General features: G+C 73.1%; 9 protein-coding genes. 4 read left to right on the forward strand and 5 right to left on the reverse strand.

The window, feature by feature from the left end; translation table 11 throughout:
* The first annotated feature begins 35 nt into the window (after positions 1–35).
* The gene (locus IF12_RS0107635) at positions 36–1,469 is read left to right on the forward strand and encodes an HtaA domain-containing protein (RefSeq protein ID WP_051704093.1); all 1,434 of its coding nucleotides are present in this window, start codon (positions 36–38) and stop codon (positions 1,467–1,469) included.
* Positions 1,470–1,474: 5 nt separating this feature from the next.
* Positions 1,475–2,860, forward strand: coding sequence for an HtaA domain-containing protein (locus IF12_RS0107640; RefSeq protein ID WP_030156455.1), 1,386 nt, complete (start codon positions 1,475–1,477; stop codon positions 2,858–2,860).
* 108 nt (positions 2,861–2,968) lie between these two features.
* On the opposite strand, the gene IF12_RS0107645 is transcribed toward IF12_RS0107640, so the two are convergent.
* Positions 2,969–3,388, reverse strand: coding sequence for a DoxX family protein (locus IF12_RS0107645; RefSeq protein WP_030156458.1), 420 nt, complete (start codon positions 3,386–3,388; stop codon positions 2,969–2,971).
* A gap of 144 nt (positions 3,389–3,532) precedes the next feature.
* Here IF12_RS0107645 and IF12_RS0107650 point away from each other — a divergent pair, with 144 nt between their 5' ends.
* Positions 3,533–4,639 (forward strand): winged helix DNA-binding domain-containing protein, encoded by a 1,107-nt coding sequence (locus IF12_RS0107650; protein WP_030156460.1) that lies wholly within the window; start codon positions 3,533–3,535, stop codon positions 4,637–4,639.
* An 11-nt stretch (positions 4,640–4,650) separates the two neighbouring features.
* Here the strand turns inward: IF12_RS0107650 and IF12_RS0107655 are convergent, their stop codons facing one another.
* The 4 genes from IF12_RS0107655 to IF12_RS27000 all read right to left on the reverse strand — a co-directional run bounded on the left by IF12_RS0107655 (position 4,651) and on the right by IF12_RS27000 (position 24,249).
* Complete coding sequence (locus IF12_RS0107655; RefSeq protein ID WP_051704094.1) at positions 4,651–5,874, reverse strand: sulfotransferase; 1,224 nt, start codon at positions 5,872–5,874, stop codon at positions 4,651–4,653.
* 178 nt (positions 5,875–6,052) lie between these two features.
* On the reverse strand, positions 6,053–6,592 hold the full coding sequence (locus IF12_RS0107660; protein WP_030156465.1) for a DinB family protein: 540 nt from the start codon (positions 6,590–6,592) through the stop codon (positions 6,053–6,055).
* A 352-nt stretch (positions 6,593–6,944) separates the two neighbouring features.
* On the reverse strand, positions 6,945–16,574 hold the full coding sequence (locus tag IF12_RS0107665) for a neuraminidase-like domain-containing protein (RefSeq protein WP_030156468.1): 9,630 nt from the start codon (positions 16,572–16,574) through the stop codon (positions 6,945–6,947).
* Between the two features lie 34 nt (positions 16,575–16,608).
* Positions 16,609–24,249, reverse strand: coding sequence for a SpvB/TcaC N-terminal domain-containing protein (locus tag IF12_RS27000; RefSeq protein ID WP_133884300.1), 7,641 nt, complete (start codon positions 24,247–24,249; stop codon positions 16,609–16,611).
* Between the two features lie 396 nt (positions 24,250–24,645).
* On the opposite strand from IF12_RS27000, the gene IF12_RS0107675 reads away from it, so the two are divergent.
* Positions 24,646–25,470: an alpha/beta fold hydrolase gene (locus tag IF12_RS0107675; RefSeq protein ID WP_231492430.1), complete on the forward strand. Its 825-nt coding sequence runs from the start codon at positions 24,646–24,648 to the stop codon at positions 25,468–25,470.
* Positions 25,471–25,642: the final 172 nt, after the last annotated feature.

Raw genomic sequence — 25,642 nt, forward strand, 5'->3', positions numbered from 1 at the left:
GCCTCCACCGAACCTGAATACGGAGGTCCCCCGCCATGCCCCACGCCACCGCCCGCGTCACACGAGCGCTGTTCGTGGCGACCGCGATGGTCGCCTCGCTCCTGCTGTGGGCCTCGCCCGCCGGCGCCGAGGACCTCTCGGGCGGCCGACTCGACTGGGGCGTCAAGGAGTCCTTCCGCAACTACATCACCGGGCCCATCGCCCAGGGCTCGGTGCAGACCGGCGACGGGGCCTCCACCGCGAACGGCGCCTACCGGTTCCACTCGGCCTCGGGCTCCTACGACGGCGGCACCGCGACGATCGACTACCGCGGCTGGGTCTACTTCTGGGGCCACGACGGCGAACTCGACGTGACCTTCGCCAACCCCTCGGTCGAGTACTCCGGCTCCTCGGGAACGCTGTACGTGTACGTCAACGGCTCGCGGACCGACATGGCCTCGCTCAGCGGCGCCTCGCTCAGCGCCTCGGGCGGCACCGTCTCGGTCAGCGGCGCCTCCGCGACCCTGACCGCCAACGGCGCCACCGCGTTCGCCGGCTACTACGAGGCGGGCCAGGCGCTCAACCCCGTGTCCTTCTCCGCCGACGTGGTCGCCTCCCAGCCCGAACCGGAGCAGACGACCGAAGCGGCCACCGAAGCCCCCGAGGCCGAAGACGACACGGTCGGCGGCGCGATCCTCGACTGGGGCGTGCGCACCTCCTGGCGCGAGTACGTCTCGGGGAACATCGCCGAAGGCTCGTGGACCGTCGCGGACGGCGCGGCCGACGGCGGCGCGGTCTTCCGCTTCCCCGAAGGCGCCGGCACCGCCACGACCACCGACTACGAACTGTCCTACAAGGGCACGGTCGCCTTCACCGGGACGAATGTGGACCTCGCGATCACCGACCCGGCCGTCACCGCGACCGGCGGCGCCGGAGTCCTCTCCGCCGAGATCGACGGCGAACGGATCGACCTGGTGTCCTTCGAGGCCGAACTGACCGAGGCCGACGACCTCCTGCTCGCCGAAGCGGTCCCGACCACGCTCACCGAAGCGGCCGTGCCCGTGTTCGGCGGCTACTACCAGGCCGGCGACCCGATGGACCCGCTCACCATCGCCGTCCCGCTCACCGAGGACGCCGCGCTCCCGGTCCTGCCGGACCTCGGCTCGGACCCCGACGAGCCGACGCCCGCCGCCTCGACCGAGCCGGCCCCGGCCGCCGCGGCCGACGAGGACGGCGCGAACCCGCTGATCTGGATCGTCCCGGCCGCGCTGGTGCTCGTCATGGGCGCCGCCGCCGCGGTCATCGCACTCAAGCGCCGCAAGCGGACCGACCCCGACGCCGACGAGGCCTCGGAACCGGCCGCTTCGGCACCGACTTCGGAGCCCACCCCCTCCGAGACCGCCACCCCCGCGGAGAACGGGCAGGACGGCCCCACCGCCCCGCCCGCCGAGTCCTCGCCCGAGGACACGGAAGCAGACAAGGAGAAATAGCACCCATGAAGTCCTCCACCCGCAAACGCCTCGCGGGGCTCGCCGCCCTCGCGGTCGGCGCCGGCGTCGCCGTCGGCCTCGCCGCCTCCCCGGCCCACGCCCAGGAGACCGGCCAGCACGACATCGTCGACGGCTCCCTCTCCTGGGGCATCAAGCAGTCGTTCCGCAACTACATCGTCAGCCCGATCGCGCACGGCTCGATCACCCTCGGCGGCGGCGCGACGCAGAACGGCGACGGCAGCTTCACCTTCGGCGGCGCCGAGGGCGCGGCCGACCTGGACGCCGGGACCTACGCGGCCGAGACCGACGGCAGCGTCTACTTCTACGGCCACGACGGCGAACTCGACCTGCTGTTCGAGAACTTCGCGTTCACCGCCGACGACGCGAGCCAGACCGGCACGATCTACGTGGACGTGACCACCTCGGGCGTCCTCGCCGAGGGCGTCGAGTTCGCCACCTTCGACTACAGCGCCTCGCCGTGGCAGGTGTCGGGCGGCGTCGCGCAGCTCGACGGCGCCCCGGCCGTCCTCACCGAGGACGGCGCCACGGCGTTCGCCGGGTTCTACTCGGCCGGAACGGAACTCGACCCCGTCTCGATCGTCGCCGGCCTTGAGGAGGTCCCGGTCGACCCGCCGACCACGGACACGCCCACCGACGACGACACCACGGACGAGCCCACCACCGACGAGCCGACCGGCACGCCGGCCACCGTCTACGACGTGACCGGCGGCGAAGCCGACTGGGGCGTCAAGGAGTCCTTCCGCAACTACATCACCGGCCCGATCGCGCACGGCGAGATCACCCTGCTCGCCCCGGCCACCGAGAACGCCGACGGGACCTACCGCTTCCCGAACGCCTCGGGCGCCTTCACCGCCGAGACCTGCGCGCTCGACGCCTCCTTCGAAGGCGGCGTGAACTTCTACGGCCACGACGGCGAACTCGACCTCGACCTGGCCGACCTGAGCGTCAAGAGCGTCGACGGCGGCCTGGCCGTGTACTCCGGCGCCGACCTCATCGCGAACGTCTCGGTGGACGAGCTCGCCGTGACCGGCGGCGCGATCACCGTCGACGGCGCCCCCGCCACCGTCGCCGCCGCGGGCGTCGACTTCTTCGGCGGCTTCTACCCCGAGGGCAGCGACCTCGACGCCGTGAGCTTCACGGTCGAACTCGCGGGCGCCCCCGACACCACCTGCGAGCCCACCGGCAACCCGGGCGGGAACCCCGGCGGCAACGCCGACAACCCGACCAAGCCCGCCGGCGCCGGTTCGCCGAAGCTCCCGACCACCGGCTCCCCGCTCACGATCGTCCTGGCCGCGGCCGCGGCGCTCCTGATCGCGGGCGTCGCCGTCATGGTCCTCACCCGCCGCCGCGCCCTCCAGGCCGGCGCCTAGACAGCACTCCCATTGAAGGGGCCGCCCAAGCCTGCAACCTGGGGCGGCCCCTTCTTCCACGCCAAAGGGGCCGGTGGCGATGCCACCGGCCCCTTTCTCGTTCAGCTACTAGCGGCTGAACCCGCGCTCGAAGAACCGCAGCGTCTGGTACCGGCGGCCCCAGGCGATGAACAGGAAGAACACCAGCAGGACCAGCGGGGTCGCCACCGGGTAGTCGAGGACCGTGGCGTTGAAGATCGCCGCGCCGACCATGAGCAGGCTCAGGCCGATCGCCGCCAGGCCCGACAGACGGGCCACCAGCAGGCCGACCCCGCCGAGCAGCTCCACGACGCCGATCGCGTACATGAACCAGTCGCCCCAGCCGATGAGGTCGAAGCCCTCGGCGGCCGACTCGTGGCCGATCAGCTTCGGCCCCGCCGAGGCGGCGATCATGAACACGCCGAGGAAGACCTGGATGATCCAGAGGATGATGTTCAAGGCGCGGCCGGGCCGGGCTTCGGCGGGCGCGGTGCGTTCGTCGGTGGTCATGTCGTCGTGCCTTCCGGGAGTATCGGACTCATGCCCTTCAGACGAGGCCGCGGCCCCGGATTCATCGTCTCCCGGACCTCCTCCCGCCGGGCCCCGATCCGCCGCGCGGGCCCGGATGTCGGCCGCCGGAGCTACCGTGAGGGCATGATCGACCGCCGCCGCATCGCCCGGTACCGCACGCACGTCCAGCAGCTCGACCGCGAACGCGGGGACCTCGGCGACACGTCGGTCCTCGACCTCGGCGCGCAGGAGACCGGGCCCGACGGGGCGCTGTGGGCGCTGGCCATCCGCGGCGTCGAGGCCGCAAAGGCCGGAGCGGACCCGGCCGTGGAGCGGGAACTGGTGTGGCTGTGGACGCTGCGCGGCGCGCCGCACTGCTACCGGCGCTCGGACCTGCCGCAGGTGGCGGCGGCGGTCGCCCCGTGGTCGGACGCCGACGCGGCCAAGCGGATCTTCGACGCCGCCAAGCCCCTCAAGGCCGCGGGCATCCCGATCCTCGAAGCGCTCGACGCCGTCGCCGCCCGGATGCGGGCGATCGTGACCGAGCCGATGGCCAAAGGCGAGGTCTCGGGCCGCCTGCACGAGGTCATGCCCGAGCCCTACCAGCGCTTCTGCCGGCCCTGCGACACGGTGCACCTCTACGAGCAGCCGTTCCGTCTCGCGGCGGTGCGGGCCGGACTCGAACTCGAGCCGCGCACCTCACCGCCGGTGCTGCGCCCGGTTCCCGGCCTCTCCCCCGCCGAAACGTTTGAGGACCGGCTCGACCCGGTCCGGGCCTACCTGCACCTGTGCGGCCCCGCGACGGTCAAGGAGGTCGCCGAATACCTCGACACGCCGGTCAAGGAGCTCAAGGCCCACTGGCCGGGCGACGCGATCGAGGTGGCGACCGAGGCCGGCGCCCGCTGGATCCTCGCCGGAGACGAGGCCGCACTGCGCGGGGCGGATGCGGCCGGGACCAGGCTGCTCGGCCCCTACGACCTGTTCCTCCAGGCCCGCGACCGGGCGGTCCTGGTGGAGGACCCCGAGCGGAGGAAGCGGCTGTGGCCGGTCCTCGGGCGCCCCGGCGCGGTCCTCGTCGACGGCGACATCGCCGCGCTGTGGCGCCCGCGCAAGTCCGGGAAGCGGTTCACCGTCGCCGTCGAGCCCTGGCGCCCGCTCGCCGCCGCCGAACGCAAGGCCGTCGAAGCCGAGGCCGAGCGCCTCGCGGCGTTCCGCGGCGTCGCGCTCACGGGCCTCGACTTCGCCGGCTGAGGCACGCGGGCTCAGCGCCTCGAGGTCACGTTGAGGTTGTCCACGAACATGCCGTAGTCGCCGAACGCCTTGTCGATCATGCCCGGCTCCAGGCCGTAGTGGACCATCGAGTACTCGTGGCCGCGCTGGTCGCGGGGCCGGTTGAGGGCCTCTTCGAGGTTGCGCTCGTCGCGGTCGGTCCACTTGAGGTCGAGCTGCTCGAACAGCTCGGGCACGTGCCTGAACGGGTCGGCCATCATCGCGTGGTAGGCGACGTCCACCGTGGCCTCGCGGGGCATCGCGGTGCGGTGGCGCCGGGCCCGCTCGACCATCTCCGGCAGGATGTCGAGCCAGATCCGGCCGATCGCGTGCGGGTCGACGGCCTTCGGCTTGAGGTGCAGGTAGGCCAGCGACTCGGCCATCGAGCACATCGAGCCCATGACGGTGTGCGGGTCGCGGTGGGTCCACACGAACTTCGCGTCGGGGAACACGTCGTGGATCGCGGCGGTCTCGCCCAGGCAGTCGGGGTGCTTGAGCATCCACCGCGGGGTCGGGCGCTGGAACTGGAGGACCTGGAGCGCGTCGCGCACGAAGCGGTAGTCGGCCCGGGCGTCGTACTCGCGCAGGAAAGCGACGTACTCCGGCATGGGCGCCATGGTGTTGTGCAGGCGGCTCTGGTTGAGCAGGAAGTAGACCTCCTCGACCCAGTCGGCGCGCACGGGGTGGATGCGCCCCCACGAGGGGCTGAGCGTCAGGATCTGGTCGAGGCGCTTCTGGGTCTCGCGGCGCAGCCGCGCCTCCTCGTCCTCCGGACGCGCCAGGCCGATGTTGTCCATCTCCCACATGTACGGTCCGCGCCCGCCCTGGGCGTTCGCGAGGATCTTGTGGGTCAGCGTGGTCGCGGTGCGCGGCAGGCCGATCACGAAGACCGGCGCCTCGATCCGCTCCTTGCGTATCTCCGGATACCGCGCCTGGAGGCGGCGGACGTGGAAGAGGTTGTGGATGCGGTTGCGCACCATGCCGTGCACCGAGAGCCAGCCGACCCCGCTCAGGTCGTCGACCGCGGCGATCATTCGCAGGAAGGTCCGCAAGTCCTCCAGGAAGCGCTCGTCGCCCTCGTCGATCACCGCACCATCCAAATCGGACCGCTCCGCGGCGAGGAACCTGTCGAACACCTTGTCGGGGTTGCGGCGGGCGCGGGAGGCCGGTGCGGTCAACGCGTTGGCGATTCGCAGCCGGGGGGTGGTGCGGCGCATGGAGTGTCCTCTCTCCGTTGGCATGGGGGCCATTGGGGGCGGGGATTCACACGTACCGTAGCGCAGTTGTCTCTCTGCGAGAAGGCCTCGCGTATGCCTTTATCACTTATGGGCGGTCCGAACGGTTGTGAGCTGTATTTCCGAGTCCTTCCATCGGATTAGTCCAATTGGTGCCGTCCTATTCGCCGGTCGCGCCGTCGATCGATTCGCGGATCAGGTCGGCGTGGCCGTTGTGGCGCGCGTACTCCTCGATCATGTGGACCAGGATCCAGCGCAGCGTCGGGCGGCGGCCGTCGGCCCAGGCGCGGGCGGCGGGGCGGCCGAGGTCGCCGTCCTCCAGCGCCTCGGTGACGTGCGCGCGGGCGGACTCGACGGCGGCGTGCCACAGGGCCAGCAGCTCCTCGGGCGAGTCCTCGGCCGCCGAGTGCCAGTCCCAGTCGTGGTCGGCCTTCCAGTCCACCGAGGCCCACGGCTCCCCGAGGGGCCTGTCGAACAGGAACTCGGAGAACCAGCTGGTCTCGACGAGGGCGAGGTGCTTGAGCATCCCGCCGAGCGTCATGGTCGAGGCGCCGACGGTCCGCCGGTAGGCCTCGGCGTCGAGCCCGGCGACCTTCCAGGCGAGGGTGGCGCGCTGGAAGTCGAGGAAGCCCAGGAGGGTGGCGGCCTCGTCCCCGGAGACGGGCGGCTCGGGGCGGCCCTGCTCGTCGAAATCATTCATGGGGGCAATGTACCGGCGGGCGCAGGCGTCCCGGGAAGGCCGGTGCCCGCTCCCCCGGATCTGGGGAGCGGGCGCCGGAGCTGCACTGGAGGGCAGTCATTCGAGGGCGGGCGGGGTCTCGGCGGACCCGAGACGGTTCGAGGGCAAGAAAAAAGGCCCCGACGCAACGAACAGAAACGACGTAAGCCTTAAAGATGAAACGATGACCTTCTTATGCTACCGCTTTTTCTTTCCACAGACTATTTGTCCACACCATACACTAACTTTAAGTATCACCGAGACCCCCACAGTTTAGGGCCCGGGCGCCATTCAAGTCAAGGCGCCCGGGCCCTCGAATTCGATTATCACCTGTTCAGCCGATGTCGAATTGCACCATCAGGTAGGCGCGGCGCACGTCCTCGGGCAGCAGCGACCGGTAGTCGCCCGCGCCCGCCCGCTTGAGCCGCAGGCGCCACCGGCCGAGCATCGCCGGCTTGGGCGCCGGGGCGACGCCCGAGTGCGGCGCCCCGCCGAAGGCGGGGTCGTTCGCGGCCGGGACCTCCGCGGCGTCGGTCTGGCCCGGGAGCTGCCAGCTCGCGGTGAAGGCGTCGGTGTGCACCGTGTCGAGCACCAGGTCGGCGGCCGAGACCTTGACCGGCTCGGTCGCGGCGCGGACCCTGGCCCAGTACGGCAGGTGCTCGGGGGCGAGGGTGAAGGCGAGCTCCTGGTCCTCCCCCTCGCCGGGGAAGAGCATCCGGTGCCAGTCGGTGCCGAACTGCTCTTCGAGGGTGAACAGGGCCGCGCCGGAGGTGGGCAGGACCGCGTCCAGGTTCGCGACCGCGAGGTCGGCCAGCGCGGGGCCGCCCGCGCGGGCGGTGTAGTCGAGGTGGAGCACCACGTCGGTGATCGATCCGAGGTCGAACTGGTTGCGCGCCTTGGGGAGGGAGATCGTCCACTCGCTGACGGCCCCGGCGCCCTCGAAGGGCAGGAAGCGGTCGTCCTCGAAGCGCAGCTCGAACAGGCCGCGGTCGTTCGCGGCGTGGCTGGTGGCGATCGCCTGGGTCGGCACGGGGCTCTTCCAGAAGCGCGCGTCCCCGCCCGCGAGCGGGTCGCCGTAGCCGCCGGCGACCGCGTCGGTGAGGCGCACGCCGTTGTCGGTCACCGAGAGCGTGCAGTTCACCGAGGTGTAGGGGCCGGTGACGCACGGGATCGACAGGGCCACCGACTTGACGCGGCGGCGGTAGTGGCCGGGGTAGTCGAGGTCGAACAGCCACTCCGGGAGCCGGATCCGCGCCTGACCGGTGAGCTTGAGGGCGAGCAGGGCCAGCGGGTCGACCTGGGCGAGCGAGACGTGCTTGGTGATCTCGAGGTTCCGCCGGTTTTTCTCCATATAGGACGATTCCATGCGACGGAGGTCGTTGGTGAGCCGCTCCGGGGCGAGCAGTCCCTTGCGCAGTGAGTCCCAATATCCGAATTGGATGAAGGAGGCGTCCGGCTCGGCCAGCTCGAACTGATAGGACTGCTGGGCGAGCATCGCGGTGTCGAAGGCGATCTGGTAGGCCTGGAAATACACTGTGGACACCCGGGCCAGCATCCAGTCGTAGAGCTGCCGGTTGGTGTACTTGGTGCGCAGGAACTCCTCGACCGCCTCGGCGTCGGCGACGGCCTGGAGGTGGCTGGCGACCTCCCCGGCGGCGATCTGCTCGCGGATCTGCGCGGCGACGATCTGCGCCCCCAGCTGGGCGAGTTCGTCGGTGGCCAGGTCGCGGTTGAACTGGTGGTCCTCGAACTGGCGGGAGTAGCGGCCCTGGGCCTCGGCCATCGAGGCCCCGATGTGGAGCATCCCGGCGAAGCCGTTGAGCATCGCCCCGGTGTTGGACAGGTAGCCGGCCGCGTTCGAGCCGCCGATGGACATGCTCACCGTCGGGGAGCCGCCGAAGCCGGCGATGCCGATGCTGAAGTCGGGGATGAGGTTCGCCGCGCCCGCCATGCCGGTCATCACCGCGCTGACGGCGTTGCCGGACAGGCCGGCGGTGTCCATCATGAGCCCGGCGATCTCCCAGCCGTTCATGCGCGGCACGTTCCCGTGGTAGGCGATCCGCGTGTTCATGGCCTCCTGCCCGGCTTCGAGCGCGGCGCGGGAGGCGGTCGCCTCGCTCTCCTGGAGCTCGCGGACGGCCAGGATCGCCTGGTTGAGGACCACCTCCTGGCTCGACCGCAGCAGCGACAGCTCTTCGGCGTCGCGGGTCTCCAGGACGCGCAGCAGCTTCTCGCCGAGGACGCGCAGCTCCGCGCACAGCTCGGCCGCGCGGGCGGCGAGCACCGGGAAGCGGTAGCGGGTGTCGACGGCGGTGAACAGGCCCAGGACGCTGGAGAGGTCGGCGCCGGCGGCCGCGGCCTTGACGAGCATCCCCGGGTCCAGCGGCGGCTCGAACAGCGGCAGTTGGCGCACCACCCCTTCGATGTTCATGCCGTGGCGGACCTTGAACAGGCGGTCGGCGACGGTGTCCCAGTAGCCGGTGAGCTTGTCGTTCGTGGGGATGCCGAAGTACTTGACCTGGAGCTGCGGCAGCGGTTCGCCGGCTTCGCCGGGCCCGGGGGCGAAGTCGAGCGGCGGGCCGAAGCCCTCCACGATCGCGGCCACGTCCTGGTTGCCGAACGGGTCGAGGTCGCTCTCGGCGGTGAGCTGCGCGTAGCTCTTGTCGGCGCGCTCGGCGGGCGGGACCTTCTCGGGGCGCCGGCCCAGGATCTCGGCGGCGAGGGTGTACAGCAGCACCGCTTGGTTGATCGACTCCAGGGTGTCGCGGCGGAAGAGCTGGTCGGCCCAGCCGATGAGGTTGTCGAGGTACTTCATGACGATCGCCTTCTGGTAGGCGACCGGGCGGTGGCGGGCCACCGTGTGCGGGGAGAACGGGTGGTGCTTCCAGGCCCGCAGCTCGTCGAGGTGGTCGCCGATGTCGCCGAGGATCGACTCGATGCGCTGGCGCCGGTAGTCCTCGCCGGAGTGCTCGAAGAACGGGCGGGTCACCCAGTAGCGCTGCGGCGCTTCGGGTCCGTCGGTGCTGGTGGGGTCGAAGATCCGGTGGTACCAGCGCATCGCCTCCTCGAAGCGGTGCTCGGCGGTGAGTTTCGCGGCGATGAGCATGGGCGCGTGGAAGAACAGCTCCCAGTTGTAGGCGGCGTACGCGCCGCCGCGGGTGAAGTCGACCCCGCCCTGCGCGGTCGGGTCGATCGCGTTGCCCGGCTGGGGGCCGTAGGCGAAGGCGGTCTCGGCCGAGGGCGCGATGCTCTGCTGCCGGCGGGTCACCAGGCCCTCGACGCCCCGGGTGTCCAGGGTCGCCAGGAAGTCCGAGGCGTGCGGGTGCCAGAACGGGTACCAGCGGTGCCCGACGGTGGTCGTCGGGGCGTGCACCACCGTGCCGCCCATCCATAGCGAGATCGTGTGGGTGACCGAGGTGCGCTTGAGCCAGTAGGCCCTCTGGCGGTCCTGGTAGATCAGCGGGGCGGCGGCGTCCTCGTTGTACTGGCGGGCGTGCGGGGCCATGACGAGTTCGGCAGGGGTCCGGGCCGATCCGACGAGCTTGCGCGTGTCCTCGAAGCCGATCATGACCTCCACCGCCGAGCCGTGGGCGGCCAGGCGGCCGCTGGCGAAGCGCATGGTGGCGGGCTTGCGCAGCTTCGGGCCGCGCTCGGCGGGCAGGAGCGCCTTGATGCCGCGGCCCTGCTCGCCGAAGTTGGTCCGCACGTGCCAGTGCGAGTCGGCCCAGACCCGCGTCCCGTCCGAGCGGCGGGTGTAGGTGCCGTACATGGGCTTCATTTTCAGGTCGACGACCTCGCCGGTGAAGACGAAGGACGAGGAGTGCCACGGCCAGTGCAGGGGCGAGTACTGGCGCTTGGTCATCCGGACGTGGGCGTCGGCGAACTCGTCGTAGAAGCGCCCGTCGTTGAACTCCGGCGACGAGGAGAGGTAGAGGTCCATCCAGAGCTGGCCGCCGCGCTGGCGCGGCTTGAGCGTGTACGAGGAGCGGGGCCGCTGCCAGGGGTGGATGAGCCGCTCGCCGCTGGTGCGCCGCGCGGTCCACCCGTCGGGCGTGCGCTCGGACCAGCACAGCTCGATCTCCAGGGTGCGGGCCGGGTCGGCGGTGGTGCCGGGCGAGTCGCTCGGCTTCGCGGGCGGCTGGCGCTTGGGCTGCTGGGTCTTCTCCTCGAACTGGAGCCAGAACAGGTGCAGGCGGCCGCGGTAGACCACGGGTTGGACCTGCTCGGAGGCGATGTCGACGTCGATGCGCTCCCAGCCGGTCCATTCGCCGAAGTCGAGGTCGAGGGCGCGGTAGTAGACGTGGCTCGGCCGCGACGCCGAGCGGGCGACCACGTGGAGGCGGTTCGCCCCCGCCGCGCCGTAGCCGGCGGCGGTCCGCTCGTGGTAGATCCCGAGGGTCTGCATGTGCGCGACCTCGGTGAGCTTGCGCAGGTAGTCGCGGTAGGCCTTCTCGGCGTTGGCGTCCGTCAGCTCCCCTTGGGCGAGCTGCTCCTCCAGCTCCTCGAAGAAGGGGGTCTTGTCGTCGCGCAGCTCCGCCTCGATCCAGTTCTCGGGGTAGAGGAAGACCTTCCGGTTGGCCTCCCAGAGGCGATAGCCGCTCATCCACTCCCAGTGGCGCCACGAGTCGAGCGAGGCGGTGTCGGCCGACTGGTCGGCGGTGATGCGCACCAGCGGCAGTTCGAGGTTGAGCAGGCACCGCTGGGCGAACAGCTGCACGGCGCTGATGGCCTGCTTGAGGCGCGAGGTCTGCTGGACGGCCGTCATCTCGGTGTCGAGCAGGAACCAGCGCTGGAGGTCGGCGGCGTCCTTCCAGTGCTCGGGGTTCGCCCACTGCCGGCCCTCGGCGGTGATCGTCGCGGGCGTGGTGCGCAGGGAGTGCTCCACGAGGTAGGCGGTGAGGGCGTCGCGGCGCGCCTCGCGCAGCGGGTCCTGGAGGGCGGGCATGAGGTCGAGCCACGTCCCGGTGTCGTATTTGGACTTCATGGTCTGGCGCAGGTGCTCGGCGGTGAGCCGCTGGGCGCCGCCGGCGTCCGCGTCGCGGTCGACCCATGCGACCGCCTCGGCGGCCGGCACGCCCAGGCGGCGCAGGGCCTCGGCGGCGACGCGGGTGCGCGAGACGTTGTCGACGTCGGCGTAGTAGGCGCCGGCGCCGCCGTCGAGGGCGGCGAGGTCGGCCTCGTTCCAGCCGGTCAGGGCCGCTACGGCGGCGCGCACGTCCTCGACCGGGTCGCCCGCCGCGGCGGCGTCGAAGACCTCCGGCCAGCCGGTCTCCTCGGGCCGGGGGTACCGGTGCCGCAGGCCGAGCCAGGCGGCCAGGGCCCGCCAGCGCTCCAGCGGGACGGCCGGGTCGGCGGCCCGCACCGGGAGCGCCCCGGGGTGGAGCCAGCCGAAATCCTCGGCCCGTTCCATCAGCCACGGCAGGTCGCGGGCGTCGATCCTCATGCGCCGCACCAGGTGGGCGGCTTTGTGCAGCAGTCTCCAGGATTCGTAGAGGTCGCCGAAGCGCGCTTCGGTGAGCGGGTGGAGGTACTCGCCCGCTTCGTTCGCGGCCATGAGGTCGGGGTCGGCGAAGACCGTCCGCAGGGCCCGGTCGGGGCGCAGCAGGTCGAGGAGGGTGACCGCCTGCTCGTCGGGGAGGGAGAACGTGGCGGCCACGGTGGCGGCGATCTGGCCGTCCACCTCGTCGGCGGGGGTGGTCCGCAGGCTCTCGCGCAGGGCGCCGAGCTGCTCGGCGATGGCCTCGGCGCGCTGCCCGAGCGGGGAGCCGGGCCGGTCGTTGAGCAGCCAGTCGAGTTCGCCGACGGTGAGTCCGGCGGCCTTGACCTCGGCGTGGCGGTCGGCGAGTGCCGCGGTGGCGGCGGGTTCGGCGAACGGGTCGGGCAGGTCCGCGGCGAGGTCGGCGAGGGCGAGGAGTTCGGCGATGGGCAACCGGAGGGCGTTCGCGAGGGTGATGTGCCGCAGGGGCGCGGTGAGGTCGGCGACGGTGAGGTTCGGTCCGGTGCGCTCCAGCAGCAGCCCGAGGTCGGCCTCGCCGACCTGCCAGGCGGCGGCGAGCGCGGGCAGGTGCGCGGCCATGGGCTCGGTGCCCGGCAGCGGGAGCGCGAAGGCGGGGTCGAGGGGGTCGAGGAGGTTGGGGTTGCGGAACAGGTCGGCGTAGGGCGAGCGGGCGCCGCCGGGTCCCGGTTCGGTGCTCAAGGGCGCGTAGAGGACGAGGGCCTGGTCGGGGGTGAGGCGCAGCCGGGCGGTGAGTTCGGCGAAGGCGGCGAGGCGGCGCAGTGCCCGGGCGTCGAGGGTGCCCGCGGCGAGGCCGGGCGCGCGCAGGAGCCGGTCGAGCTGGGCGGGGGTCCAGTCGGTGTGGCGCCACAGGCGGATGAAGCGGTGGAGGCGGTCGTAGTGGGCGGGGCCGAGGTCGGTGAGGGACTGCTCGTCGAGCCGGCAGGTGCCTTCGGGGCGGGCGAGGGTGATCGGGCCGTCGGCGTGGATCCAGGCGGTGTCGAGGAGGGCGAGCAGTTCGGTGTAGTCGACGCCGGCGTGGCGCATGAAGGGCAGGACGCCGACTTCGCGCTCGGTGGTGTCGAGGCCCCACGCCTCGTCCAGGGCCGCCTGCGTCGGAGCGGGTTCGGTGACGAGCTGGACATCTAGTGTGGACAGTCCGAAGTACTCCCCGGCGGCGGAGGTGTGGGCGGCGGGGGTGGCGGGGCCGAGGAGGCGCATGAGTTCGTGCCGGGGGACGCCGAGGTGGTCGAGGAGGACGCGGGCCTCTTCCTGCCAGGCGTTGAACGCCCCGCGGAGGGGGAAGTGCGCGGCCTTGACGGTCTCGTAGGCGCTCGCGTGGAGGTGCTCGGGGACGGCGCGCAGTTCGGCGGTGGTGCGGGTGGTCTGCGGCTGGGCGGCGGGGGCCGCGGCGGGGACGGCGCGTTCGAGGAGCTCGTTGACGAGGTCGATATAGGGCAGGGAGGTGTTGGTGTTGGGGCAGTTGAGGAGGAGGTCGTCGATGTCGGGGCGGCGGTCTTGGAGCACGCGCAGGACGCTGGGCGCGCCGGGTCCGGGGAGGGCGGGCCGGGTAGAGAGGAACCGCAGGAGGTCGGCGAGGTAGGCGGCGGGCCCGTAGACCGATTCGCAGTGGCTGCAATCGCAGTGGTCGAGGCCGCCGAAGAGGAGGGCGAGGTCGGGCACGTCGCCGAGGACGCCGGTGGCGTCGGCGAGGGTGACGGCCTGGCCCGAGAAGACCTGGAACTGGCCGGGGGCGAGGTCGGACCGGAAGGTGGCGAGCTGGGAGAGCACGTGGGCGTAGGAGAGCTGGGCGTTGGCGTGGACGGCGGCGATCTGCGCCTCGCCGACGCCTTCGTGGCCGCTGAGGCGGGCGGTGAGTTCGGCGCGGTCGAGGGCGGCGATCTGGGCGGCGCTGTGGAGCTTCTCGGACAGGAGCGCGGTGGCGGCCTTGTGGTCGGGGGCGAGGCGCACGGCGCGCTGCTCGACGCGCAGTTCGCCGCGCAGGGCCTCGTCCAGTTCGAGGTCGTGGGCGTTGAGGTAGGCGTCGAGGCCGGTGGTCTTGAGTTCGAGGTCGGGGTGCTCGTCCAGGAAGGCCCTGGCCCGGTCGAGCAGGACGAGGCCGTGGCCGTCGGTGCGGGCGAGTTCGGCGACGAGCGCGGTGGTCGGGTAGTGGTCGGCGGCGGTGGCCTCCAGCCGCCGCGCGAAGGCCTCGGCCTGCTCGGCGGGGGTGTCGCCGGGGGCGTCCGCGGGGAAGCCGGCGGCGGCGACCACCTCGTCCCACTCCGCGGAGGAGAGTCCGGCGAGGTGGCGGGGGCTCGCCAGGTCGGGAGTGTCGGCGTCGTCGAGCCGCTGCTTGAGGTGGGCGGCGGCGGGGGCGTGGCCGACGGCGATGGCGGCGGTCTCGATCGCGGCGGCGACGTCGGCGACGACGGCCGCGCCGCCGAGGTCCTCGGCCGATGCGGTGAGCTCGGTCCAGAAGGCCTCGTTCGCCTCGCCGTGCCGCAGCAGCATGGAGGCGACCGCGTCGTATCGGGACGCCCCGAGCGTCGAGGTGTCCAGGAGGAACCTGAGGGAGGCGTCGCCGCCGACCGGCGGGGCGTCGAGGACGGCGCCGACCGAGCGCTCGGCGAGGGCGGCCAGGACGGTCTCCTCCTCGCGGACGAGGGCGATGGGGACGAGGTTGTCCTCGGCCGCGCGGGCGAAGGCCTCGGCCTGCCGTTCGGGGCCGAGCAGGAGGATGCCGGAGGCGGTGGCGGCGGTCAGCTCCTCGATGCGGGTCCACTCGTCGGTGGCGGTGAGCAGTTCCTCGGGCAGCGCGCCGGGCAGCCCCTGGGCGAGGCATCCGAAGTAGAGGGCCGCCCCGAGCGCGGGGTCGCCCACGTGCGCCGCGGCGCGGACGGCCAGGACCAGGCGCATGACCTCGTACTGGGTGAGCCCGGCCTCCAGGGCGGCGACGGTGATGTCGTTGCGGTCGCCGTCCTCCACGAGGTCGGTGACGGCGAGACCGCCGAGCACGCCGTCGAGGGCGGCCCGCTGGCGCTCGTAGAGGGAGGGGCCGCGGTAGGGGCGGTCGCCGGCGGTCTGGTTGGTCCACTGGATCGGGGTGGGGTTGAACAGGACGCGCGAGCCCAGGGGGGCCTGGTCGGGTCCGGTGAAGGTGACGATGAGGTGGAGGGGCTTGGCGACCTGCCCGGTGTCCGGGTCGCGCGGCGGGTCGTAGGCGAGGTCGTAGAAGCCCGAGGCGCTCGTGGCGCGCGCGGCGATGAGGTCGCCCTCGCCTTCGAGGGAGCGGAAGGACAGGCGCACCCGGGCGCCCTCGATCGGGCGCCACAGCTCGTCGCGGACGGACCCGCGCAGGCGGTAGTGCGGGTGCGCCCGCTCGCCGGCGGGGAGCGCGGCGGCGATGGTCCCGTTGAGGGCCTTGAGGGTCGGGCCGTCCAGCTGCCCGGTGCCGGGCAGGCCCTTGTCGGACTGGAAGGCGAGCACGGCCTTGCGGGTGGCCTTGCCGTAGCGGGCCTCGCCGTGCTCGGTCATCGGGATCGGGTGGCCGAAGTGGGCGAGGGCCTTCTGGGCGGCGGCGACGTGGCCGCCGCGCATGTTCAGCTTCGCCTGGCGTTTGAGCGGTGCCAGGCCCTGAGCGGACTTGACCTTGAGGGTCTTGACGGGGGCGGGCCGGGAGGCGGCGACGGCTTCGAGCTTGTCCATGGTGGCGAGGTCGAACCGGCCCGTGGCCGGGAGCCGGTACTTCGCCTGGAAGGCGCGCAGGGCCGCCTGGGTGCCGGGGCCGGCCTGGCGCGAGCGCACCTCGTCGGGTCCGATGGGGACGTCGAGCTTGGCGACCTTCATGGCGCGCAGGAGGGTCTTCTGGGCCTTGCCGAACTGGGTGCGCGAGGACAGGCGCGCCTGGAGCTCTTCGGCCCGCAGCCGCTCCACCAGGTGCTCGTCGACCCACCAGGAGACACCGGGGGCCTTGGTGCGCTGTCGGAACTGCTGGAGCGCGGCGGCGGTGCTCGCGCCGACCTTGCGTCCGTCGAGCTCGTCGGCGTCGATGCGGTGGCCGAGCGCGGTGAGCAGGCCCTGGAGCTTCGCGGCCCGGTGGGGCGCGTCGGTGAAGTAGCGGTGTTCGAGTTCGCGTTTGATCTGCCCGGCGGTCTCGGGGGTGACCACGCCGGTCCGGGTGAGCCCGGCCGAGGCCTGGAGGCGGCGCACGGCCTCCCGGGTGGAGGGTCCCAGGCGCGACTCGGCGACCTCGGCGGGGTCGATCGGGTGCCGCAGCTTCGCGAGGGAGGCCTGGAGCGCGGCCACGGACTTGCCGGTCGGGGCCGCGAAGGCGCCGTCGGCGGGGCCGCGGGGCAACTGGATCGCCATGGTCCGGTCCGGGTCGGTCCCGGGCGGCGCCGCGGCCGTCTCCACCGGCAGCGCGAGCTTGCGAATCGCCTCGGGGCCGAACGGCCGCTTGGACTGGTTCATGGTCTTGCCCTTCTGTGTCAAAGCGATGCGCCGGTCACCAGTTCGCGAGGATGCCGCCGATGCCGCCGGCGATCCCCCCGATGATCGCGCCCACGGCGTAGCCGGCGAGGTTGCCGACGCCGGGCAGGACCGTCCCGCAGATCGCGCCGATGAGCGCGCCGGTCGCGGCCCCGGCGACGAACCCCGCCACGATCGCGTCCTCCCGGCTGCCCCCCGCGGCGCGGACCGCGCCGCCGACGCCGCCGCCGACGACCGCGCCCGAGACGAGCCCCACCGCGGCGACCGGCGTGTAGGCCCCGGCGAGGAACAGGCCGCGGCTGACCGCGGCGTAGCCGTACATGCCGGCGTACATGGACCCGCCGATGAACGCGGTCTCGGCCTCGGCCACGCCGGGGAGCAGGCCGCGCGCGACCCCGACGCCGAGGTTGCCCCCCGCGGTCGCCAGCGTCGGGCCGAAGATGTAGGGCGGGATGGGGCCGCGCGAGCCGGTCATGCTCTGCATGGTCCGGCGCCCGGCCTCCACCGCGCGGACCCGCTCGGTGGCCAGGCCGCTCCACCAGCTCCGCGCCACGTTCCGCAGATGCGAGGGGTACAGGCCGCGGTCGGCGTACGTGTGCGGGTTCCCGTAGCGGTTGCCGTCGGGCGCGAGCCTCGGGTAGCCGGGCCCGGCGAGCGCGTTGCGCGACTGGAGCGGCCCCATGTACCTGGGGTCGTTGGTGATCCGAGGGTCGAGGTTGGTGCGGCGGCCCTCCCGCCACTTGAGGTAGTGCTGGGCCTGGTCGCCGATGCCGTAGCCGCCGCCCGCTCGCGCGCGGGCCCGCCCGGCCCGCTCGGCGGCCCGGAAGTCGGTGCCCGGCCGGGCCTGCGGCAGGTCGACGGGTGCGACCCCGCGGGTCGGCGCGAGCGGCCCGGTGACGGGGCCGGGGCGCGGCACCAGGGCGGGGCCGCCGCCGGAACCGCCGCCGTCCGAGTCGCCCGCTTCGTCGTCTCCCCCGCCGTCGCCGTCGCCGTCGCTGTCGCCGCCGTCGCCCTCGTCGGCGCCTCCCGACCCGGACCCCGCGGCGCCGGACTCGGCCGCGCCGTCGCCCGCGCCCGGCGCGTCGCCGCCGCCGTCGGCTCCGGCGCCCGCGTCCCCGCCTTCGGCGGCGCTCCCTGGGGCGACCTGCCGCAGCACCACCCAGATGCCGTCGCGGAAGAAGCTCTGGTAGTTCTCGGGGGTGACGGCCGGGTCCCACTCCCAGCCGGGAATGCCCGCGGCGAGCTCGCGGAGCTGCGCGAACGTCATCTCGCCGGTCGCCGGCACGTCCCTGACCCTGATGACCCTGGTCTCGGGCGAAGCCGGGCCGTCCTGGGTGCCGTTCGGGTCGATCCTCCCCGAAGGGTCGTTGCCGCAGTAGGCGTACAGGTTCGGACCCGCCGCCGCGCCCGCCGGGTCGGCGCTGGCCCACCGGCCGAGCCAGGGGGCGTAGTACCGCGCCCCGTAGTGGTAGAGGCCGGTCTCCTCGTCCCTCTCCTTGCCGTGGAACCGGTAGCGCTTCAAGCTCAGGTTCGCGCCCGGACGCGAGGAGCGGTAGGCGGTCGAGCCGTACGGGTGGTACTCCTCGTAGGAGATGACCGATCCGTCCTCATCGGTCTCCAAGGTGGCCGATCCGATGTGGTTGCCGTACTGGTAGCGCACGACCGGCTCGCCCACCGTCGCGCCGTCGGTCCCGGCGGTGTCGAGCACGAGCGTGTCGACCTGGGCGAAGCGCCCGGCGTCGTCGCCGAGGTGCACGGTGCGCCGCTCCAGGCGCAGGGTGCCGTTCATCCACTCCCGGTAGACCTCGACCGATCCGAGGTAGCGCCGCTCGGTGCGCAGGCCCCCTTGGCGCTGGATCACCTTGCGCGAGCGGTTGCCGGAGGCGGTGTAGCCGTACCAGGCGGTGCCGCCGCCGCCGAGGTCGGCCTCGCGCAATTGGTCGGCGTGGTTCCACGCGAGCGAGGCCAGATGCGGCGCGCTGGTGAGGTTGCCGTAGTGGTCGTAGGCGTACTGGTGGCTGTAGGGGCCCTCGGGGTCGTCGCCGGGGAGGCTGGTGGCGGTGAGGCGGTTGCGCGGGTCGGACGGGTCGGCCTCGTGCGCGTAGCGGTAGCGGCGGGTCCAGCCGCCGCCGTTCGCGATGTGGCGCATCAGCGTGAGGTTGCCAAGGTCGTCGTACTCGTACCGCTGGCGGTAGCGGCGGACGGCGGCGGTGTCGTCGGGGTGGGGCAGGCTCGCGCCCACCGCGTCGCCGGGCCCGGTCTGCTGCCCGGCGGGGATGCCGGCGTGCTCGCGCCCCTCGGCGTGGACGAGCTGGCCGAGGGCGTCGTGGTGGAACCGCATCCGGGCGGGCACGAACGCGCCGGCGAAGAACAGCGACTGCTGCGCGGCGTCGTCGGCCTCGACCAGGCGGCCCTGGGCCTCGTAGACGTAGCGGAGGTCCTGCACGGCCTCGGCCGCTCCGGCGGCGGTCCTGATCCGCTCCACCCTGCGGCTCAACGGGTCGTAGGTGCAGGCGGTGGTGAGACCGTTGCCGTAGCTGGCGAGGGCGCGCCGGCCGAGCGCGTCGTACTCCTGCCCGGACATGAAGGTCCGCATTGGCCCCGAGCCGCCGATCCGCGCCCGCAGTTCGGCGAGCCGGTTGCCCTCGTCGTAGGCCGGGTCGAGCTCGGTGCCGTCGGGGAGGACGGCGGCGGTCAGGCGGCCGAGCGCGTCGAACGCGGCGGTGGACTCGGCCTGGTCGGCGAGCGGTTCCAGGAGCGCGTCGGCGGCGGCCAGCACCAGGGCCGGGTCCTCGATCCCGGCCGTCGCCGACCAGTCCGGGTCGGTCTCGGGGTCGGTGGTGAGGCGGCGCAGCACGCGCAGCGGGTTGCCCTGGTGGTCGAAGCGGTCGAAGACGGCGGCGCCGGAGGCGTCGAGGAGCAGGAGGGTCTGGCCGAGCAGGTTCCGTTCGGCCGCTTCGGGATGTGCGTCGCCGTACACGATCCGCGTCGACTGCCGCTCGGGTCCGCCGGGTTCGGACGCGAAGGTCGCGACCGGGCGGTGCGCGGCGTCGTAGGCGACCCGGAAGGCCCTGCCGTGCTCGTCCCAGGTGCGGACCAGCCGCCCGACGATGTCGGTGAGGCTCCATCGGCGGCCGCGTTCGGCGCTGTCGGCGCGCACCGGCGCCCCGGACAGGTCGCGCACCGCGGCGGTGACGATCCGGTCGCGGGTGTCGAAACCGCGGAGGTGGCCGCCGGTGGCGTCGGCTTCAGTGCGTCCGTAGCGCAGGTCGCCGTCCCCGTTGTCGGCGACGGTGAGGACGGTGCGGCCCAGGACGTCGAGGTGCGCGACGCCGGGGGTGCCCGCGTGCCGGGCGCTGATCCACGCGGCGCGCTCCCGGGGGTCGGCCGGTTCGGGGCCGAGCGGGTCGGGACTGCCGCGCTCGGCGTACCAGGCGCTGTCGAGCACGGTGTCGGCCGCGTCGTGGCCGACCGACCGCCACGGGCCGAACTCGGTGCGGGTGAAGGTGCCGTCGGGGTGGTCGACGCGGAAGACCCGCCCGAGCGCGTCGTAGCGCGGGACGTCGGTGACCCCGATCTCGACCAGGGCGGCCTCGGACTCGTATTCGTGCGTGGCCGAGAAGTACGGCTCGTACCGCTTGACGGGCAGGCCCTTGTTGTTGAGGACGGTGCGGCCGTTGCCGACCCAGCGGGGGTCGGCCTCGACTTCGGACACCGAGGCGGTGGCCGGGTCCCAGGCGGGGGCCGGACCGGGTGCGACCCGGTTCTTGGCCATGACGGGCGTCCCGGCCCCGTCGAAGTAGGCGAAGGTCTCCTGCCAGGCGGTGTTCTCGGGGCCGTGGCGCTCGCGGCGGCGGGTCCGCACCGACACGGGGCGGCCCTCGTCCGCCCAGGCGAAGAGGTCGTACTCCATGGTGGCGGTCGGATCGGCGAGGGTGTCCATGTTCGCCTCGCCGGGCTTGCCGAGCAGGGCGGTGGCGACGGCGGCGCCGAGGGTGTCGAAGGCGACTTCGGCGCGGTTGCCGTTGGCGTCGGTGATCGCGCGCGGGGCCAGCAGCCGGTAGTCGTGTTCGAGGTGCGTCTCGTTGCCGAGCGGGTCGGTCGCGGTGACGACCGCGAGGTCGTGCGCGTCGCGCGTGACGGTGGTGGTGACGCCGAGCGGGTCGGCGGACCCGACCGGCAGGTGGAAGTGGTCGGCGGCGTCGGGGCCGTACAGGTCGGTTCCCGAAGGGGTCCACCAGCCGCCGTCGAAGTGCTCGTATCCGGCGGCGGCGAGTTCGGCGGCGGTGACCGAGCCGTCGAAGCCGCCCGCGACGAGGCCGTCGGTGAGCGTCAGGCTCCGGCTGTGGTGGCCCAGGCCCAGTCGCCCGTGCGTGCCGAGCGGCAGCGGCCCGGTGAGGTCGTCGGCGAGGAAGAACGCCTGGGCGCGTTCGATGAGGCGCAGGACCGGGCCGTCGGGGGTCGGCACCGTCCCGTCGGCTCGCACCGTCTCGTAGGGAACGCGTTCGGCGTCCGCGACGGCGGCGTCGACCGCTGCGGCCGTCGAGCGGTCGCCGGGGAGTCCGGCCAGTTCGTAGTCGCGGGTCTCGCAGACCTGGCGCAGGCGCCGGGTGTCGGGCCCGAGCACGTCCTCGGTGTAGTCCACTTCGCGGTAGCCGCCGCAGGTTCGGGCCTGGGCCTCGCGGACCCGCTGCGGCAGCGCGGGGTCGACGACCGACCGCCGGTACGCGACGGAGGCCGAGCGCAGCGGCAGGCCCCGGTCGTCGGTCTCCAGGACCATCGACTGGACCACGCGCGGGTCCTCGGGGCGGCGGTCGTACGCGTAGCTCACCGCCTCGGTGGGGAGCACCTGGAAGACCGCGTGCCGCCGCTCCCCGAGCGGTCGGCGCAGCGCGATCGTGTAAGCGGATTCGCTGACGGAGTAGGGGTTCGCGGTGTCGGGGCCGTCGTCGAGCCCGTAGACCTCGGTGCGGAGCGTGAGGCCTTTGAGCGCGCGGCACGCCTGCCGGTACTCCTCGCCGCTCATGCCCGGCGGCAGGGCCGGTTCGGGCATCGGGGGTTCGGGCAGGACCGGGTTCTCCCAGTACTGGGCGCGGCGGGTGTGGAGCATCCGCTCCCCCGTCGCCGCGGCCGCTCCGGTGTGGAACCAGGTGCGGGTGAGCGCGGGCGGCTGGTGCAGGTCCGGGTCGGGATCGATGCCCGGGGGCGGCACCGTGTAGGCCTCGGTGTCGAGGGTCTCGACGCGGCCGAAGCCGCGGAACTCGCGCTCGTGGGGGTCGAAGTAGCCGTCGTGGTAGCTGGTGGTGGCGGTGAACGCGGTTTCGCGGACGTGGTCGATGCGGGTCACGCGGTGGGCGCAGGAGACCGGGAAGGGGAGCGTGCCGGGCCAGGGCCGCCCGGCCTGCTCGTCGGCCAGCGCGAAGTGGGTGGAGGGCAGGTACTCGATGCGGGTCTCGCCGCCGGTGCCGTTCGCGAAGGCGGTGAGCAGGTGCGGGCGCCCGGCGCTCGCCAGGTCGAGGTAGCGCATGGCCGCGGCGGTGCCGTGGGGCAGGCCGGTGGACCAGACGAGGCAGCCGGCGCCGTTGCCGCGCAGGTCCACTATGGCGGCCATGCGGCGGTCGTCGCTCGCGGGCACGCCGGTGAGGACGCGCGCCTCGGACCAGGCGTCGCCGCCGCGGTTGGCGTAGAGGTGAGCGCCGTCGGCGGCGAGGTAGACGAGGTCGTTGCGGCCGTTGCCGTCGAGGTCGCCCAGGAGCACCCGCCGGGGGTCGAAACGGTCGGCGGTGTCGAACCGGGGCGCGTGGTCCATGACGACGGTGGGGCCGAAGCGGCCGTAGCCGAGGTTGGGCCGGTAAGCGATCGTGCCGTTGGCGATGCGCACGAGGTCGGGCAGGCCGTCGCCGGTCATGTCGGCGAGTTGGACGGCGACGGTCGCGGAGGACTCGAGGAGGCTGGGGCGCCCGGGTCCGTCCGCCGCGTCGAAGGGCAGGGGCCCGCCGAAGCCGTCGGCGCCGAGGCCTTCGCACCAGCGCTCCCCCGCGGGGTCGGTCAGCACGAGGTCGGCGAGGCCGTCGCCGGTGAGGTCGGCGAGGCGGACGCGCAAGGCGTCGACGTTGGGGCGGGAGGCGAAGGGAGTGAGGGCCCGCCAGCGGCCGTCTTCGTCGCGGCCGGCGAAGCCGGGGACGGCGGCGCCGAGGCGCACCAGATCGGGCTTGCCCGAGCCGTCGAGGTCGAGGAGGAGTTCGCCGCCGGGGTCGGGCGCGCCGTCGGAGGGGCGTTCGGGCACCGGCCGGGCCGCGGTAAAGGCGACGCCGTCCGCTTCGGTGCCGTGCAGGGGGCTGCGGTTGCGCAGGTAGTACCAGGCACCGCGACGGGAGGCGAGGACCCCGGCGACGCCGTCGCCGTCGAGGTCGACCCAGGTGTAGTCCACGAGGTCGAGTCCTGCCGGAAGGTGCTCGGCGCGCACGTCGCGCACGGCGGGGTCGATCGCGGCGGGCGCGTAGTGGAAGGTCATGGGCGGGGTCTCGGCGCGCGCGTACCCGTCGCCTTCGCGCACGTAACCGACGGTGCGCACGGCGGTGAGGCGCGAGTCGCCGCTGCGCGGGTCCTGCTCGTAGTCGAAGTCGACCGAGCGCACGAGCGTGGGCTCGGCTCCCAGTTCGGGGAGGTCGTGGAACATCAGGGCGCGCCGGCAGCGGCGGTAGGCGCGGACCTCGAAGCCGGGGCGGCAGGTCGTGTAGGGGTCGGGCCGGACGGTCCAGGGCCGGTCGGGTTCGGGTCCGGGCGCCTCGGGGTCGTGGTCGCCGTAGTCGAGGACGAGGGTGAACAGCCAGGCCTCGGGGCGGGCGTCGGGCTCCACCGGATCGTGCGCCGGCAGGTGCGGCACGGCGTTGCCGTAGCGGACGCGTTTGAGATGCCTTGCGGCCGAACGGGACTGCTCGGTGCGCCCGGCTTCGCTCGCGGCGGGGGCGATGCCGGTCGAGTCCTCGGCGGCGTACTCGTAGGAGGCCGCGTTGCCCAGACCGTCGTGGGTGGAGCTGAGCAGCCAGGCGAAGATCCGCGTGGGGTCGGCCGGGTCGAAGACGCGACTCTCGGGCCCTTCGCCGAACCAGGCGGTGGTGTTGTCGCCCGAGAGGGTGCGCCATTTGCAGTCGGCGCGGTCGGCGGTGCTCGTCCAGCGTTCGATGCGGGTGAGGCCGTCGTCGATGCGGGGCCGGAAGCGCTCGATGCGGTACTCGACGCCCGCGACCGTGCGCACCGCCGCGGGCCCGGCGTCGGGCACCAGATCCTCGGCGCCTGAGGCGACGAAGACGTCGGTGTCGTCGCGGTAGCGCGGCAGGCCCCGGTCGGTGCGGCGGCTGATCTGCGGCACCGGCAGGTCCCAGCCGTAACCGAACGGACCCGTGCGCCCGGAGGAATCGTAGGCGACGGCCATCGCGGGCGCGCCGCGCCCGGCGCTGAACGGCAAGGGGATCGACAGGGACGCCGAGCCGGTGACGGGGTTGGTCTGGAAGGTCTCGCCGAGCCGGGCGGGCGGGTTGCCGACGGTGGGGAGTCCGGGCACGGCGTCCGAGGCGCCCTCGTGCGCCGCGTCCGGAGCGCCGAGCGGTCCGGGCCGGGGCGAGCGGCCGTCGGTGCCACCACGAACTGCGTCCACGGTCGCGGCTCCCTTACGACGGGATGAGGGGAAGGGCACTCGGGTGGGTGCCTGATAAGGGAGCGTAAGCGCCGTGCACGGTGCGCGCAATTGACCGTACGGGCCATTCAGTGAACTGTGGACTCACCGCTGAGCTGCTATGATGCCCGACTTTCGCAAAGCTTCAGAGGATCGTCCGAACAACTCGGACAGAGCTTCACACCATACTCTTGAGGCATTTTCAAGCAAGCCGATGAGTGTTCAAAGTGGACTATTACCGTCGATGGTGCAACGGCTGTCAAACGTCCTCGAAACCGACTCTACCGGCTCGCGCGGCCGGTGCCGGCCCCCGCGAGAGGGGACCGGCACCGGTGCGGCTCCTGGACTCGACCCGGTCCCGGTGGTATGAAGTCCCTCGTGTCGCAGAACTCGATCCCGCCGCTGCACTTCGTCGAGCACGGCGAGGGCGTCCCGGTGCTCGCCCTCCACGGCTGGTCCCCCGACCACCGGCTCATGACCGGGTTCCTCGAACCGCTGTTCGCCGCCCGGCCCGGCTGGCGCCGGATCTACCCGGACCTGCCCGGGATGGGCCGAACCCCCGCGACCGGGGCCGTCGCCTCCTCCCGGGACATACTGGCCGCCGTCTCGCGGTTCGCGGACGAGCGCATCGGCGACCGGCCGTTCCTCCTCGTCGGCGAGTCCTACGGCGGCTATCTCGCGCGGGCGCTCGCCAACGTGCGACCGGACCGGGTGCGCGGCCTGGCCCTGGTGTGCCCCATCGGCACCCAGGTGCGCCACGCGGCGCGGACGCTGCCCGAACGCTCGGTGATCGCGCCCGACCCCGATCTCATGGCGGGCCTCGACGAGGCCGAGGCCGAGGCGTTCGGCTCGCTCGCGGTCGTGCAGAGCCCTGAGACCCTGCGCCGGTTCCGCGAATCGATCGCACCGGGGCTCCGCGTCGCGGACTTCCCTGCGCTGGAGCGCATCCAGCGCGACTGGGAACTGGACGAGGCGCCCGAATCCGGTGCGCCGTACGCGCATCCGGCGGTGATCCTCACCGGCCGCCAGGACAACGCGACCGGCTACGCCGACGCCTACGCCCTGCTCGACCACTACCCGAGGGCGACCTTCGCCGTCCTCGACCGCGCCGGCCACAACGCCCAGATCGAGCAGCCCGCGCTGGTGGCGGCCCTGCTCGGCGAATGGCTCGACCGCGTCGAGGAATCCGGCGGGCTGCGCTAGACGATCCCGATGCACAGGGCCGCAACCGACACCGGCCCGTCGCGCCTCGATGCGCCCCGGAACGCGATGCCGGCCCCTGTCGCACCATGCGGAACAACCGTCCCCTTTCGCCGCCCGCCCCACTCCAATGCAATGGCATCGACAATTGCGAGACCATTCGGTGAACTCCGCG

It is taken from the genome of Glycomyces sp. NRRL B-16210 (genome assembly GCF_000719515.1).
Lineage (GTDB): Bacteria > Actinomycetota > Actinomycetes > Mycobacteriales > Micromonosporaceae > Glycomyces.

Excerpts from the sequence above, each read along its gene's own strand:
- IF12_RS0107635 (WP_051704093.1), top strand. The coding sequence starts at position 36 with ATGCCCCACGCCACCGCCCGCGTCACACGAGCGCTGTTCGTGGCGACC.
- IF12_RS0107640 (WP_030156455.1), top strand. The coding sequence starts at position 1,475 with ATGAAGTCCTCCACCCGCAAACGCCTCGCGGGGCTCGCCGCCCTCGCG.
- IF12_RS0107645 (WP_030156458.1), bottom strand. The coding sequence starts at position 3,388 with ATGACCACCGACGAACGCACCGCGCCCGCCGAAGCCCGGCCCGGCCGC.
- IF12_RS0107650 (WP_030156460.1), top strand. The coding sequence starts at position 3,533 with ATGATCGACCGCCGCCGCATCGCCCGGTACCGCACGCACGTCCAGCAG.
- IF12_RS0107655 (WP_051704094.1), bottom strand. The coding sequence starts at position 5,874 with ATGCGCCGCACCACCCCCCGGCTGCGAATCGCCAACGCGTTGACCGCA.
- IF12_RS0107660 (WP_030156465.1), bottom strand. The coding sequence starts at position 6,592 with ATGAATGATTTCGACGAGCAGGGCCGCCCCGAGCCGCCCGTCTCCGGG.
- IF12_RS0107665 (WP_030156468.1), bottom strand. The coding sequence starts at position 16,574 with ATGAACCAGTCCAAGCGGCCGTTCGGCCCCGAGGCGATTCGCAAGCTC.